At 72.5% G+C, this 14,701-nt stretch carries 15 protein-coding genes; 4 read left to right on the forward strand and 11 right to left on the reverse strand.

The annotated features are described in order from the left end of the window. Window positions 1-43: 43 nt before the first annotated feature. The 11 genes from ACZ6S0_RS08935 to ACZ6S0_RS08985 all read right to left on the reverse strand — a co-directional run bounded on the left by ACZ6S0_RS08935 (window position 44) and on the right by ACZ6S0_RS08985 (window position 11,097). A complete protein-coding gene (locus ACZ6S0_RS08935; protein WP_465914826.1) occupies window positions 44-667 on the reverse strand; it encodes a 4'-phosphopantetheinyl transferase family protein in 624 nt (207 codons plus the stop codon). Then, window positions 664-1,359, reverse strand: a complete 696-nt coding sequence (locus ACZ6S0_RS08940) for a hypothetical protein (RefSeq protein ID WP_465914828.1) — start codon at window positions 1,357-1,359, stop codon at window positions 664-666. Before ACZ6S0_RS08940 ends, ACZ6S0_RS08935 begins: the two co-directional genes overlap by 4 nt. Next, window positions 1,356-2,762 carry an MlaD family protein gene (locus ACZ6S0_RS08945; RefSeq protein WP_465914830.1) on the reverse strand — a complete coding sequence of 469 codons (1,407 nt, stop codon included), beginning with the start codon at window positions 2,760-2,762 and terminating at the stop codon, window positions 1,356-1,358. Before ACZ6S0_RS08945 ends, ACZ6S0_RS08940 begins: the two co-directional genes overlap by 4 nt. Before the next feature lie 13 nt (window positions 2,763-2,775). Continuing rightward, window positions 2,776-3,777: an MCE family protein gene (locus ACZ6S0_RS08950; RefSeq protein ID WP_465914831.1), complete on the reverse strand. Its 1,002-nt coding sequence runs from the start codon at window positions 3,775-3,777 to the stop codon at window positions 2,776-2,778. Beyond that, window positions 3,774-4,799, reverse strand: a complete 1,026-nt coding sequence (locus tag ACZ6S0_RS08955) for an MCE family protein (protein ID WP_465914833.1) — start codon at window positions 4,797-4,799, stop codon at window positions 3,774-3,776. The genes ACZ6S0_RS08950 and ACZ6S0_RS08955 overlap by 4 nt, the downstream gene beginning before the upstream one ends. Next, window positions 4,796-5,821 carry an MlaD family protein gene (locus ACZ6S0_RS08960; protein ID WP_465914836.1) on the reverse strand — a complete coding sequence of 342 codons (1,026 nt, stop codon included), beginning with the start codon at window positions 5,819-5,821 and terminating at the stop codon, window positions 4,796-4,798. Before ACZ6S0_RS08960 ends, ACZ6S0_RS08955 begins: the two co-directional genes overlap by 4 nt. After that, the gene (locus ACZ6S0_RS08965; protein ID WP_465914840.1) at window positions 5,821-6,864 is read right to left on the reverse strand and encodes an MCE family protein; all 1,044 of its coding nucleotides are present in this window, start codon (window positions 6,862-6,864) and stop codon (window positions 5,821-5,823) included. Before ACZ6S0_RS08965 ends, ACZ6S0_RS08960 begins: the two co-directional genes overlap by 1 nt. A 1-nt stretch (window position 6,865) precedes the next feature. Then, window positions 6,866-7,885, reverse strand: a complete 1,020-nt coding sequence (locus tag ACZ6S0_RS08970) for an MlaD family protein (protein ID WP_465914844.1) — start codon at window positions 7,883-7,885, stop codon at window positions 6,866-6,868. A gap of 4 nt (window positions 7,886-7,889) precedes the next feature. Continuing rightward, complete coding sequence (locus ACZ6S0_RS08975) at window positions 7,890-8,738, reverse strand: ABC transporter permease (RefSeq protein WP_465914848.1); 849 nt, start codon at window positions 8,736-8,738, stop codon at window positions 7,890-7,892. A 10-nt stretch (window positions 8,739-8,748) separates the two neighbouring features. Further along, window positions 8,749-9,540, reverse strand: coding sequence for an MlaE family ABC transporter permease (locus ACZ6S0_RS08980; protein ID WP_465914851.1), 792 nt, complete (start codon window positions 9,538-9,540; stop codon window positions 8,749-8,751). 165 nt (window positions 9,541-9,705) lie between these two features. Next, entirely contained in the window at window positions 9,706-11,097 is a 1,392-nt protein-coding gene (locus ACZ6S0_RS08985) for an aminopeptidase P family protein (RefSeq protein WP_465914855.1), read from the reverse strand. A 130-nt stretch (window positions 11,098-11,227) separates the two neighbouring features. On the opposite strand from ACZ6S0_RS08985, the gene ACZ6S0_RS08990 reads away from it, so the two are divergent. The 4 genes from ACZ6S0_RS08990 (at window position 11,228) to ACZ6S0_RS09005 (ending at window position 14,687) form a co-directional block, all read left to right on the forward strand. Then, the gene (locus ACZ6S0_RS08990; RefSeq protein WP_465914858.1) at window positions 11,228-11,656 is read left to right on the forward strand and encodes a CBS domain-containing protein; all 429 of its coding nucleotides are present in this window, start codon (window positions 11,228-11,230) and stop codon (window positions 11,654-11,656) included. Between the two features lie 40 nt (window positions 11,657-11,696). Continuing rightward, window positions 11,697-12,158 (forward strand): hypothetical protein, encoded by a 462-nt coding sequence (locus ACZ6S0_RS08995; RefSeq protein WP_465914860.1) that lies wholly within the window; start codon window positions 11,697-11,699, stop codon window positions 12,156-12,158. A gap of 103 nt (window positions 12,159-12,261) precedes the next feature. Then, a complete protein-coding gene (locus ACZ6S0_RS09000; RefSeq protein ID WP_465914863.1) occupies window positions 12,262-13,035 on the forward strand; it encodes a cyclase family protein in 774 nt (257 codons plus the stop codon). Further along, complete coding sequence (locus ACZ6S0_RS09005; RefSeq protein ID WP_465914865.1) at window positions 13,032-14,687, forward strand: thiamine pyrophosphate-binding protein; 1,656 nt, start codon at window positions 13,032-13,034, stop codon at window positions 14,685-14,687. The genes ACZ6S0_RS09000 and ACZ6S0_RS09005 overlap by 4 nt, the downstream gene beginning before the upstream one ends. Window positions 14,688-14,701 lie beyond the last annotated feature (14 nt).

Raw genomic sequence — 14,701 nt, forward strand, 5'->3', positions numbered from 1 at the left:
GCGCCGCGTACCGGCTCCAACGGGTCGTGGCCCTGTGCCGCCGTCACGGGCCGCTGCCGGGCTCCGGGATGGGCACGCGCCTGGCGGGGGTGTCGGTGACGACCGCGACCCTGATGTCGGGCCCCACGCTCCACTCCAGCAGGTGCCGGCCGGTCAGGTCGTCGCCGCCCTCGCCGAGCTTGTCGAGCGTCAGCTCGCCGCGCTTGATGAGCGCCTCCTTGCGCGTCCAGTGCCGCATCAGCTCGTCGTTGCCGGTGACCAGCGCCCGCTCACGCGGGGTGAGCACCCGGTCGGCCAGCATCGTGTCCAGCGGGCCGGGACGTACGCGCTCGGCGTCCACGCCGACCTTGCCCGGCCCGGCCACCGCGCACACGTAGCCGCGCGTGTGACTGAAGCTGACGCCCAACTCGGGGGCCTGCTCGATGTGCGGCTTGCCGTGGCCGTAGCCGTGCAGGTCGCAATGTTGCAGCAGCGTCAGCCCGGCCGGGTCGGCGTCGAGCACGGCGGCGGCGCACAGTCGTACGAGGAGGTGGGCGGCGACGAAGCAGTCGCGGTCGTGCTCGAACCTGAAGCGCGCCGCGCGCTCCCTCTCCACCTCGGTGAGCCAGTCTTCCGGCGCGCGCACCTCGTCGGGGTGGCCGCCCATCGCTAAGGGGCCGATGGTCACTCCTTCGCCTTCGCGTCGTCGCCGTCGAGGTTGTACTGGTCTTCGGATGCCGCGCCGAGAACGGTCACGTCATTGATCTTCCAGCTCCCCTTCTCCTTCACAAGGCTGATCTTAAGGTGCGAATCCTTGACGGAGCGGATGGCTTCTGAAGTGTTCACCTGCTGGTCCACGACGACGATGGCGTGGGCGGTGGCCTCGTCCACGTCGGCCAGGTACACCTCGCGCACGGTGGCCTGCGAAGTGGCCTTGAGCTTGACGATGACCTGCGCCATCGCGCCGCCGAACGCCGCGTCGTAGGTCGACAGGAAGTCGCCCGTGGCCTGGGCGGCCAGGGTGGAGCGGGTGTTCTGCAGGCCCTGGTAGTCGTAGCTGAGCAGGGCTCGGCTGAACGCGCTCGCCGCGCCCGAGACCTCCAGGCGCAGGGCGCGCTCCGACTCCAGCCTGGAACGGGCGTCCTGGGCCTGCGCGGCGGAGATCCACTGCAGGACGGCGGTGGCGGCGATCGCGGCGACGAGCATGGCGGCCAGCGCGCCCAGCAGCCTGACCCGGCTGAGGCGCGAACGGGCCCGGCCCGCCGCACTCCCACCGCCCGCCGCCTCTCCGCCCGCCGTCGGTCCGTCCGCGGCCGCGGCCCCGGCGGCGGCGGGCCGGGAGGTGGATTCGGTGTCGGGGAGGTCGTGTCCGGTGGTCATCTCGGCTCCTCACGGCGGCGGGCGGCCCGGCCCGCGGCGACCCAGCCCACGATGCCACCGCTCGCCACCACGGCGAGGAAAATCGCGGCAATCAGGGGTGCGGTGTTCGGCGCGGTACCGGACGCGGTGCGGGTGGCGGCCACGCCCTCGGGTGGCTCGGTGGGATCCTGCTTCGGGGACGTTCCGGTCTTCTCGGGCGAGGTCTTCTCGGGCGAGGGACGGCCGGACCCGCCGGGCCGGGCGGCGGCGGCCTCGCCGGGGCCGGTGCTCCGGCCGGTGTCACGCGTGTCCTGGGCCTGCCGAGCGGCGTCCCGAGCGGTGTCCCGGGCCGTGTTCCGGACGTCGGGCACGGGGGCGCGGTCAGGGCAGGCGCGGAGCTTGGGCACCGTGGGCGGTCCCAGCGGCCCGGCGTACTCCTCGGCGGGCGGCGGCGCCCCGGGCACGCTGAAGACGAACGCCGCCTTGCCGTACACGGTGTCCCCGCGCCGCTCGGTGACGTCGTCGGCCAGGCTCAGCGCGGTCGGCATGATGCTGAGCAGATGGTGCACGTTCTGCCCGGTACGCGCGGAGAACGCCGGCTCGTGCGGCAGCCCGGCCGCCGTCAGCAGGCAGGAGAACCCCGGCCTGGACGCCCGCACGGCCGCGTCGAGCTGGGCGAACACCCCGGGACCCCGGTCGAGGAAGGCGTTGAGGTCGGCCCTCGACTCCCGCAGCGTGGCCGTCACCGTGCTCAGGTCGGTGATCCCGGAGGCCAGCTCCCCCCGCTTGCCTGCCAGCGTGTGCGTGAGCCGGGTGAGCTGCACCGACAGGTCGTCGAGCACCTCGGCGTTGTCGGCGAGCGTGCCGGTCAGCGTGTGGGCGTCCTCGATGATGCGCCTGATCGCGGGCGCCCGCCCGTCGAGCGCGACGGCCAGCTCGTGCACGATGGTGTCGGCGTCCTCGGGCGGCACCGCGTTCAGCAGCCTGCCGACGCCCTCGAAGAGCTTCTTGTAGTCGAGCGGCACGGTCGTCCTGGCCAGCGGGATCGTGTCGCCCGCCGCGAGTGGCGGCCCCGTGACGCCGGCGGCGGGCGGCGAGAGCTCCACGTACGGCTCCCCGATGGCCGACCTGCGCCGCACCTCGGCCGTGACGCCCTTCGGCAGCCGGACCTCCCTGTCGAGGTCCAGCCCCACGACGATCCTGCCGGGCGCCAGGCGCACGTCGCCGATCCTGCCGACCCGGACCCCCAGGTACGCCACGTCGAACCCCCGGATCAGCCCGGGGGAGGAGACGAACTCGGCCGAGACGCGGTAGGGCCGCTCGATCGCGTCCAGCCGGATGATCGTGCTGAACGCCCAGACCGTCATGACGATCCCGAGCAGTACGAAGAAGCCCAGGTTCAGGTGGATGCGGTGTCCCCTCATCGCGGTCCCGTCCTCATCGTGGCGGCTCCAGCAGCAGGCGGAAGTCCTCCACCCGGTCGCGTACGGGGTTCTGCCGCGCGGGCAGCAGCACGCCCTTCAGCCACAGGTAGATCAGGACCTGCCCGTTCACGGTGACCGGCGGCGCGTCGATGAACTTCTGGATCTTTCCCACCAGCGCCTTCAGGTCCTCCTTGCCCCGCAGCATCGACGACGAGATCGCCTCCAGCTCGCGCAGCAGGGTGCGCAGCCGGGCGGCGTGGCGCGGGTAGACGGTGAGGTTGGCCTCCCTGGCCAGCTTCGTCAGGGCGACGATGGTCTTCTTCACGTGCCCGCGCCCGTGGGCCAGGCGTTCGGTGGCGGCGGCCAGCGTCCCGGGCAGGCGGTCCAGCTCGGCGCTGCCCTTGGCCAGGTCGTCGCCGAGCCGGGCCAGCGCGTCGATGCTGGTGGCGAGGTCGCCGCGGGCGGCGGCGTAGGCGTCGGTGACCTCCGCGGTCTGCCTGATCAGCTTGTTGACGTCGTCGCCCTGCCCGGCGAACGCGGTCGAGGCGGCGTCGAGCACCGCGTTCACGTCCTGGGCGCCGAGCGCCGCGACGAGCGGTCCCGCCTTGGCGGTGACCTGCTCGATGTCCGGTTCGACCGACGTCTCGGAGATGGTGGCGCCGTCCTTCAGGTACGGCCCCGTGGCCAGGTCCTCGCCCGCCGGCGGGGCGAGCAGGACGTAGTTCTCGCCCAGCACCGACGTCTTGGCCACGGTGGCGGTGCTGCCCTCGGGCACCCGGTGCGCGGACTGGACCGACATGGTCACCCTGGCCCGGTAGCCCTCCAGGCGGATGCCGGTGACCGTGCCCACCCGTACGTCGGCGATCTGCACGCTGTGCCCGGCCACCAGGCTCTGCACGTCGTCGAAGACCGCGTGCAGGGTCAGGTCGCCGGTGGTCGCGCCGAGCGTCTGCAACGAGCAGGAGGCCGTGCAGGACACCACGGTGGCCAGCGCGACCAGCAGGCGTGCTCTCATCGCCGGCCTCCCCGCCGCTGGAAGGGGCAGTTGCTCAGCCCGCCGGGCAGGCACGGCACCTCGCCCAGGTTCAGCGCGTCGAACAGCGGAGTCAGCCACGTCCTGGTCATCGCGTTGAGCACCACCCGGATCTTGAGCACGTGCTGCTCGCGGTCCCACGACTCGATCAGCACGTCGGCGAGGTCGGCCGCGCCCTTGACCGCCCGCGCCATGGAGGCGCTGTTGGCCCGGACCGTCAGCACCAGCTCGGCCAGCGTCGTGGCGGCGGCGGGGAGCCGTTCCGCGTACTGCTCGATGATCACGTCGCCGCGCCGGACGAACCCGGCCATCGAGGAGACGAACCCGCGCAGCCGCTGCCGTTCCTCCGCCAGGATCGCGCCGGCCTCGGAGAACGCGTCGATCGCGCCCGTCACCTGGCGCTCGCGCTCGTTGAGGCCGGTGGCCAGCTCGTTGAGGCCCTTGGCCAGGTCGACGAGCCGCTGGTCCTGCGCGGCCAGCAGGCCGGTGAGCCGGGAGGTGTCGTCGAGCGCGTCGCCGATCGTCCTGCCCCGCCCCCTGACGCCGTCGGCGAGGTCGCCGGCCACGTGGCCGAGCTTCTCGTCGTCGAGCGCCTCGGTCAGCTTGGTGAACGCGTCGAGCGCGTCGTCGATCTCCACCGGCAGGTCGGTGCGCTCCAGCGGGATCGTCGCGCCGGGCTGGATCCGCCGCTCGCCGGGCTTCCACGGGGGGTAGAGGACGACGTTGCGCTCGCCGAGTGTGTTCTGCGGCGCGACGACGGCCTTGACGTCGGACGGCAGCGGCACGTGCCGGTCGACCAGAAGCTCGACGCGCACCCGGTCGCCGGTGATCCGGATCCGGTCCACGTACCCGGCGTCGAGGCCCATCACCTTCACCCGCGCCTCCTCGTACAGGGAGGGCGCCTTGGCGAAGATCGCCACCAGCCGGTACGGCTCCGCCCCGGTCACCGAGCACCCCGACGCCAGGAACGCCCCTGCCAGCAGCACCACCGCGAGCCGTCTCATCCGCCGCCCTTCCTGTCCTTGGCGATCGCGCCCAGCACCTCGGGGTCGATGGGCCCCAGGCCGGTGGCGATGGCCTCCAGCCAGGGGCCCTGGCCGCCCATGGTGGCCAGCCCGGAGAACGTCGGTCCCGCCCACGCCAGCAGCGAGTTCAGCCGTTCGCCGCTGCCGCTGAGCCGCGTCGTGATGGCGGCGTTGTCGTCGAGCACCTTGACCAGCGTGTCCTCGTGCGCGGTGATCAGCCGGGTGGTGCTGCGCACCAGGTCGCTGCCGTCGCCGAGCAGCGTGCGCAGCTCGTTCCTGCGGCGGCGCAGCTCGCCCAGCATGGCCTCGACCGCGTCGACGAGCCTGCCGAGCTGCGCGTCCTTCTTCTCCAGGACGTCCATGATCCGGGTGCCGTTGTCGAGCAGGCGCTGGAGCTGCGGCTCGCTCTTGCTGACCGTGTCGGACAGGTCGCCGATGTCGTCGAGCAGGCGGGTGACGCGGCCGCGCTTGAAGGTGTCCAGCTTGCCCAGCTCCTCGAGCAGGTCGTCCACGGCGTCGGTGTCGAGCCGCTCGACCAGCCGGGTGGCGTCGTTGACGGCGTCGTTGATCAGCGTGGGCACGCCGGTCCGCTGCACGGGGATGCGCCGCCGGGCCTCGGGGAGCTGGTCGAGGTAGGGGGGCGAGACCGCGCCCGTGAGCTTGACGTACCGGCCGCCGAGCAGGTTGGACAGGGTGATGTCGGCGCGGGTGGCGCGGCCGAGCCGTACCCCGTCGTCCACCCGCCAGGTGACGACCACCTGGCCCTGCGCGTAGTCGGCGCGGACCTCGGTGACCTCGCCCACCCGCACCCCTGCCACGCGTACGTCGTTGCCGGTACGCAGCCCGCCGGAGTCCGTGAACACGCCCGACACGGTGTAGCCGCCCTCCAGCAGCCCCAGGTTGCCGACCAGGAACGTGCCCACCAGGACCGCCGCCAGCGTGGCCAGCGACACCAGGCCGACGACGTGCTTGTCGCGGTCGCGGAAGGATCTGCCGGCCATCACTGCCCCACCAGCAGCTTCCGCAGGTCCTTCTCGCTCTGGATCCTGGTGTTGCGCAGCGGCGGCGGCGTCTTCATCCCGTACGGGCAGGGCGCGGCGCTCAGCGCCACGCAGGGGACCGCGGCGATGAAGTAGTGCCCCCGGTTGACCGACGAGTACGCCCGCGCGAACAGCGGCTGGAACGTGCTGACCGTCCTGTCGATCGCGCCCACGTTCCGCCGGAGGCCGCCGGTCAGCCCGGACAGGTTGTCGACCAGGCGGCCCAGCTCTCCGGCGTTCTTGCCGAGCACCTCGTTGGAGGTGCGGAAGGTGGCCGACAGCTCCACCAGCGCCTCGTCCACCAGCTCCCGGTTGTCGGCGAACGCCTCCGACAGCGTGACGAGGTTGTCCACGAGCCGCTCGATCTGCTCGTCCCGCCTGGCCACCACGCCGGTCACCGTGGCGTAGTCGTCCAGGAGCCGTTCGATGGTCTTCCTGCGCTCGTTGACCGTGGTGGTGATGGCGTTGACGTTGTCGAGCAGGCGCGGGAGGTTGCGGTCGTTGCCCCTGAGCGACGTGGCGGCGGCGGTCAGGAGCTGGTTGATCTGCTCGGGGTCGAGGCTGCGGGTGAGCGGGCCGAGGTCGCTGATCAGCTCGCCGAGGTCGACGACGGACGAGGTGCGCGCGATGCGCGCGCCGGGGGGCAGCCTGCCGGGCGCGGTGCCGGGCAGCAGGTAGACCACGCGCTGTCCCACGACGTTGCGCCAGCGTACGGCGGCCGCGGTGTCGGTGGGCACCCTGACCGAGTCCTGCACCTCCATGGTCACCTCCGCCCGCCCGTCCACGACCCTGATCGTGTCGACCCGGCCCACGGGCGCTCCGGCGATCTTGACCTGGTCGCCCTCGACCAGCCCGGAGACGTCGTCGAACAGGGCCACCAGCCGGTAGCCGCCGCCCGTGCCCACCCGCGCGACCTGCACGCCGATCACCACGATGAGCGACAGGCACAGGCCGACGAACAGCACGACGCGCACGAGGGTCCACCTGCGCCGGACGCGTTCCACCTCAGCGCCTCCCGTCGGTCGGGCCGCACAGGCCCACGATCAGCTCGCACACGTCCGTGGCGACGAACGCCTCCACCTGGAGCTGGCGTCTGCCGTCGGGGCCCGGCGCCTCGATCAGCTCGTTCAGCAGGTCCACCAGCCGGTTGAGGCCGCGTACGCCGTCGCCGGTCAGGCCGAGCTGGGCGTAGATGAGCGCGGCCACCCGCTCGCCGGAGCGCACGCCGGCCCGCAGGTTCCCGCGGTGTTCGGCCAGGCCGTGCGAGACCTGGCCGGAGACCGAGGTGAACTCCTGGAGCAGGGCGCGTACCTTGTCGGCCCGCTTCAGCAGGTCGGGAGTGATGACGTTCAGGTCGGAGGAGATGGAGACCAGTTCGTCGCCCTTGTCCGACAGCGCCGTGCCGAGCAGCGCGGTGTCGCGCAGGAACCGCCGCGCCCGGTCGCGCTGCCGATGCGCCACGCCGACGAGCGTGCCGGCGTCGCCGATCAGCTCGCGCAGGTTCGCGCCCTGGCCCTCGAGGCCCTTGGCCAGCGTGTGCACGATCACCGTGACCTCGCGCGGATCGACCGCGTCCAGGCCGCGGTAGGCGTCGCCGAGCGTGTCGGACAGGTCCAGCGGCTCCTCGGTGTCGCGGATGACCGCGCCGGCCGCCAGGTACGGGCCCGCCGTCTCGCCGGAGCCGGGCCGCAGGTCGACGAACTTGGGGCCGAACACCGACGCGGGCTCCACCGACGCCACCGCGGTCCCCGGCACTTTGACGGCCGCCTCGACGTGCATGGTGACCACGGCCCGGCCCTTGGCGTCGAGCGCGACGCCGGTCACCTCGCCGACCGTGATGCCGCGGATCTTGACCGGCGAGCCGGTCGTCAGGCCCTGCCCGGCCCGGCCGAACACGGCGTCGTAGCGGGTGCCGGTGACCTCGGTGGCGGCGCGCACCGCGTACAGGGTGGCCGCGGCGAACAGCACGAGCACGGCGAGCGAGACGCCCAGCCGGGCGGGGAGGGAGAGTTCTGCTCGGCCCACCGGCTCACCCCGTCAGCGGTATGCTGCCGCCGCCACCCCAGAACAGGTACGACAGCAACAGGTTGAGCAGCACGATCGTGACGATCGACTGGCGGATGGCCCGGCCCGCCGCCACGCCCACGCCCACCGGCCCGCCCGTGGCGTGGAAGCCGTGGAAGCAGTGGATGACGATGACCGCGAAGGCGAACACGGCGACCTTGGCGACGCTGAACACGATGTCGCTGACCGGCAGGTACAGGTAGAAGTAGTAGTCGTAGACCCCCGGCGCCAGCCCGAACAGCACCGTGCACATCAGCCGGGTGGCGAAGAAGCTGGCGAACAACGCGATCAGGTAGATCGGCACCAGCGCCAGCAGCGCGGCCACGACCCGGGTGCAGATCAGGTAGGTGAAGGCGTTGATGCCCATCACCTCCAGCGCGTCGATCTCCTCCGAGATCCGCATCGCGCCCAGCTCCGCCGTGAACGACGAGCCGACCTGCGCCGCCAGCGCCGTGGCCGCGATGATCGGGGTGATCTCGCGGACGTTGGCGAAGCTGCCCACCAGCCCCATGAACGACTCCGCGCCGATGGCCTGTAACCCCTGGTAGCCCTGCAGGCCCACGGTCGCGCCCACGACGAACGCCATCGTGAACACCACGAAGATCATGCCGCCGCCGATGACGGTCGCGCCGACGCCCACGACCACGTCGCTGACCTGCCGCAGGACGACCTTGACGTATTTGAGCCGCAGCACGATGTCGCGTACGGAGTAGAACAGCACCTTCCACACGAACAGCGGCCAGTCGGCGGGCGCGGCGAGCCGCTCGGCGAGGTCCCGCCCTCCGACGGCGAGGCCGGTCCCGGCGCCGGTCACGGCGTCCCCATCAGAACGACCTCGGCGGGTAGGCCAGGAAGTACACGGCCGAGATCACGTAGTTGAACGCGAACACCAGCATGAACGTCACCACGGTCGACTGGTTGACCGCCCGCCCCACCCCGACCGGGCTGGTGGCGCACGTCATGCCCTTGTAGCAGGCCACGCCGGCCGCGACGAACCCGAAGATCCACGCCTTGAACAGCGTGACGTACAGGTCGGAGGCCACGACCAGCGAGAGCGCCCCGTCGAAGTACGCGCCGGGCGTGACTCCCTGCACGATCACGTTGAAGAAGTAGCCGCCGGCCGCGCCCGCCACGATGACCAGCGGGCACAGGCACACCGCGACCGTGCTGGCCGCCCACATGCGCGGCGTGACCAGGCGATGGATCGGGTTGACCGACATGACCTCCATCGCGCTCAGCTCGTCGCGGATGTGGCGGGCCCCGATGTCGGAGGTCATCGCGCTGCCGCCGGCCCCCGCGATGAGCAGCGCGCCGGCCAGCGGGGCCACCTCGCGGACGAGGCCGACGAAGACGGCGCTGCCGGTGACGGAGCCGGCGCCGAGCTGCCGGGCCAGCTCGCCCACCTGCAACGCCACGGTGGCGCCCAGCGGCAGCGAGACCAGCAGCACGGGGACGCTGGTGACGCGGGCCAGGAACCAGCACTGGCCGACGAACTCCCACCACCAGTGCCGGACGTCCCAGCTCCGGCGCAGGCCCTCCAGCACGATGACGAACAGGTCTCCGACCTGGCCGAGAGCCGAGCCGGCCCGGCGTCCGACATGCCCGGACCAGGCCATCACCACCTCCGCCGCCTACGGAGTGGCCACGCTACTGACGGGCTGTCCAGCAGTCGATGCTTCAGTGAGAATTTGCGGAAAAGGTATGAGGGCCGGGTTGCGCCTTGCCAGTCGGCACTGAACGTGACAGGCTCGCTACCTATTGCCGTCGTGCGGGCGAGGTCGTCACGAGAGGGCGGCCATCCACGTCTCGATCTCGTCCGGGTGCCGGGGGAGCCCGGCGGACAGCATCGTGGCGCCGTCGGCGGTGACGACCAGGTCGTCCTCGATGCGGATGCCGATGCCGCGCAGCTCCTCCGGCAGCGTCAGGTCGTCGGGCTGCAGGTAGAGACCCGGCTCCACGGTCAGCACGTGGCCCTCCTCCAGGACGCCGTCCAGGTAGACCTCCGCGCGGGCCTTCGCGCAGTCGTGCACGTCGAGGCCGAGCATGTGGCCGCTGCTGCACAACGTGTAACGCCGGTAGAGGCCCGTCTCCATCAGCTCGTCGGTCGACTGCTTGAGCAGGCCCCAGTCGCGCAGGCCGTCGCAGATGACGCGCATGGCCGCCAGGTGGAAGTCACGGAACCGGGCGCCGGGCCGCAGCGTGGCGATGGCCGCGGTCTGCGCCTCGTAGACCAGCTCGTACGCCTGCCGCTGCACAGAGCCGAACCGGCCCGACAGCGGGAACGTCCGGGTGACGTCGGCCGTGTAGAGCGTGTCGGCCTCCACCCCCGCGTCCAGCAGCAGCAGGTCACCGGCGGCCAGGGCGCCGTCGTTGCGGATCCAGTGCAGCACGCAGGCGTGCGCCCCTGAGGCCACGATGCTCTCGTAGCCCGCCGCGTTGCCCTCCAGCCGCGAACGCAGCCCGAACACGCCCTCCAGGTACCGCTCGCCGCGCGGGTGACCGAGGGCCTGGGGGAGCGCGCGTACGACGTCCTCGAAGCCGCGTACGGTCGCGTCCACGGCCGAGCGCAGCTCGCCCACCTCCCACTCGTCCTTGACCAGCCGCATCTCCGACAGGAACGATGCCAGCTCGTCGTCATCCGCGCCCCGGGGCACCTCCGCGTCGACCGAGGCGTCCACCCCGCGCAGCACCCGCGCCGGGCCCGCCAGCTCGAGATCGCGGATGTGGGCGCACTCGATCTGGTACAGCTCCGCGGCCTCGGCCAGGTCGGGGCGCGGACCGGCCCAGAACTCGCCGTAGCGGCGGTCGCGGTAGAACTCCTCGCCCTCCTCGCGGGGGGCGCGCGGCCGGACGTACAGGACCGCCTGGCCGGACGGCTCGATCACCAGCACGTCGTCCGACTCGCCCGCGCCCGTCAGGTACGAGTACGCGCTGTGCGGCCGGAACCGGTAGTCGCTGTCGTTGCTGCGCACCTTCAGCGTGCCCGCCGGGATCACCAGCCGCTCGCCGGGGAAGCGCTGCGCCAGCGTGGCCCGCCGTTTGGCCGCCCACGGCGCGATCGGCCGCGCGCTCACCTCGGCCCTGCCCTCCCGCGCCCAGCCGGTGCGCATGAAGGCGGCCAGTTCGTCGGTGATGGGCAGATCGTGGCTTCCGATGTTGAGCGGCTCGTTCATGCGGCGGTCCTCGGGTGTCGATCCGGTGTTCGGTACGGGAGCAGCCTACGTGGGCCCCGGGTTGACTCCCCGCCCCCCGGCTTGTTTGCCTGGACGCAGGCTTGGAATATGAGGGAAAGAGGTGGTGCACATGCTCATCGGAACGATCCTTCGTAACAAAGGCAGTGACGTGACGACCGTGGCGCCTGGGGCGACCGTCCGGGAGTTGCTCGCCGAGCTGTCCGGGCACAACATCGGAGCCGTCGTCGTCTCCTCCGACGGGGTCACCATCGGGGGCATCGTCTCCGAGCGTGACGTCGTGCGCCGCCTGCACGACCGCGGCGCGGCCGTTCTCGACCTGCCGGTCTCGGCCATCATGACCACCGAGGTCACCACGGTCGGGCCGCACGAGAACGTCGACTCGGTGCGGCGCACGATGACCACGCAGCGCTTCCGTCACCTGCCCGTGGTCGAGAACGGCAGGCTCGTCGGCATCGTCAGCATCGGCGACGTGGTCAAGAGCGCCATCGAGGAGCTGGAGACGGAGAAGGCGTCGCTCGTTGACTATCTGCATCGCTGACGACTATCTCCGTCGTTGACAGGGATGGCAGGCTTGGTCCGTGATGTACGGGCCCCCTCCCCCTGACCAGTACCCCGCGTACCCTCCGGCGACGAGCAGCCCGCCGATCATCGTGCTCGTCGCGGGGCTGGCCGCGCTGCTGGGCTTCCTGCTGGGCGTGTTCGTGGGCTTCGGCGCGCAGACGACGGCGGCCGAGCCCGAGCCCGAGCCCACGGTCACGGTGACGGAGACCGAGTCCGCCCTGCCGCAGGACCCCCTCCCCTCCGACCCCGTCCCGACCCCTCCCGCCGGGACGCCGCCGCAGCAGACCGTCCCCAGCCAGACGCCGCCCGGCCTGACCCCTCCCGCGCAGACGCCCCCTGGTCAGACCCCTCCCGGTCAGACGCCGCCCGGCCAGACCAATCCGCAGCAGACCCCACCTGGTCAGACGCCGCCGGGCCAGACCCCTCCCGCGCAGGGCCCGCCGGAACAGGACCTGCTCGGGAGGGACGGCGGCTCCTGAGGCCGCCCGCCGCCCCCCGGGCCGCCGCTTCTCCGCTGACAGCGGTGTTTGCACTGGTAGGGCGGGCGTAGGAGGATGCGCTCAGCCCACCAAGGAGGAAGAAATGTCGGTGTTGCAGAGCTTTGTGGACAGCGTACGCAGCGGGGCGATCGAGGTGATCGACCTGACCGCGCCCCTCACGGCGGACACGCCGATCCTCCAGTTGCCCGAGCCGTTCGGCAACACGATCCCGTTCCGGCTGGAGGAGATCAGCCGCTACGACGACCGCGGCCCCGCCTGGTACTGGAACGACCTCCACCTGGGCGAACACACCGGCACGCACTTCGACGCGCCCGTCCACTGGGTCACCGCCCGCGACGGGCAGGACGTCTCCGAGGTGCCCGCGCGCAGCCTCATCGCGCCCGCCGTGGTGCTCGACCTCGCCGCCGAGGCGTCCAAGGACCCCGACTTCCTCCTGCAGGTCGACCACGTCAAGGAGTGGGAGCGGGTCAACGGCCCGCTCCCCGACGGCGGCTGGCTGCTCTACCGCACCGGCTGGGACGCCCGCTCCACCGACCAGGCCGCCTTCCTGAACGCCGACGAGAGCGGGCCCCACACCCCCGGCGTCTCGGTGGAGTGCGCCCGGTGGCTGGCGTCCGAGACCCCCGTACTCGGCATCGGCGTCGAGACCGTGGGCACCGACGCGGGCGCCGCGCACTCCTTCGACCCGGCCTTCCCCTGCCACTCCTTCCTGCTGGGCGCGGGCAAGTACGGACTGACCCAGCTCCGCAACCTCGACCGCCTGCCGGTGACCGGCGCCGTCGTGGTCGCGCCGCCGCTGCCCATCGTGGGCGGCTCGGGCAGCCCGGTACGCGTGCTCGCCCTGGTGGAACGTTGATCGTCGCCGAGGCGGTCGGCCGGGCCCTGGCCGCCTGCGGCGCCGAGACCGTCTTCGGAGTGGTCGGCAGCGGCAACTTCCACGTCACCAACGCCCTCGTGGCCGCCGGCGCGCGCTTCGTCGCCGCCCGCCACGAGGGCGGGGCCGCCACCATGGCCGACGCGTACGCCAGGATGAGCGGGCGGGCCGGGATCGTGTCGGTGCACCAGGGGCCGGGGCTCACCAACGCGATGACCGGCCTCACCGAGGCCGCCAAGAGCCGCACCCCGCTGATCGTCGTGGCCGGTGAGGCCACGGAGGTCCGGTCGAACTTCCACATCGACCAGGCGGGGCTGGCGGCGGCGGTGGGCGCGGTGCCGATGCGGGTCACGGGGAGCGCGCAGGCCGTGGCGCAGGTCGTGGCGGCGTATCGGGTGGCGGTGGAGGAGCGCCGGGCCGTGCTGCTCAACCTGCCCCTCGACGTCCAGGCGGCCCCGTACGACGGCGCTCTCGACCTTCCCACCCGGCCCCTGCCGTCGCCCTGGTCCGGCGCGGATGGGGGGTCGCCCGGCGAGGAGGCGGTGGGCGGCGTCGCCGAGCTGGCCGGGGCGTTGGCGGCGGCGGAGCGGCCGGTGTTCGTGGCCGGGCGCGGCGCCCGGCACGCGCGCCGGGAGCTGGTGGATCTGGCGGAGCGGACGGGCGCGCTGCTGGCCACGTCCGCGGTGGCCAAGGGGCTCTTCCGGGGCAGCCCGTGGGACCTCGACGTGTCCGGCGGCTTCGCCACGCCCCTGACCGCCGAGCTGATCCGGGCCGCCGACCTCGTCGTCGCCTGGGGGTGTGCCCTGAACATGTGGACCACCCGCCACGGCTCCCTCATCTCACCGGGCGCGACGGTGGCGAAGGTCGACCTCGACGCGGCGGCGCTCAAGACGCACGTCCCGGCCGACCTGGGCGTGGTGGGCGACGTGGCGCACGTCGCCCGGTCGGCGGCGGCCCGTCTCACGCCGGGGAAGGCGGGCTACCGCTCGCCCGCGCTGGCCGCCCGCATCAGGGACGAGGGACGCTGGCAGGCGGTCCCGTACGAGGACGAGAGCGGCGACGGCAGGATCGACCCCCGGACGCTGACGATCGCCCTGGACGGCCTCCTGCCGAGCGAACGCGTCCTCGCCATCGACTCGGGAAACTTCATGGGCTACCCGTCGATGTTCATGGACGTCCCGGACGAGGGAGGTTTCTGCTTCACCCAGGCGTTCCAGTCGATCGGGCTCGGCCTGGCCACGGCGATCGGCGCGGCCGTGGCCCGCCCCGACCGGCTCCCGGTGGCCGCGCTGGGCGACGGCGGCGCCCTCATGGGCCTGGCCGAGCTGGAGACCGTGGTCCGGCTCGGGCTTCCCATGGTGATCGTGGTCTACGACGACGAGGCGTACGGGGCCGAGGTGCACCACTTCGGCCCGCACGGTCACCCGCTCGGCACCGTCACGTTCCCCCCGGCCGACCTGGCGGCCATCGCCAGGGGCCACGGCCTGGCCGCCGTGACCGTCACTCGGCGGGCGGACCTGGCGGGAGTGTCGGAGTGGCTGGACGGTCCGCGCGACCGTCCGCTGCTGGTGCACGCCAAGGTGACGCGCGAACACGGCTCGTGGTGGCTGGAGGAGGCGTTCAAAGGCCACTGAGGGGGAGAGGGCCC

This window comes from Nonomuraea sp. NPDC051298 (assembly GCF_055586305.1).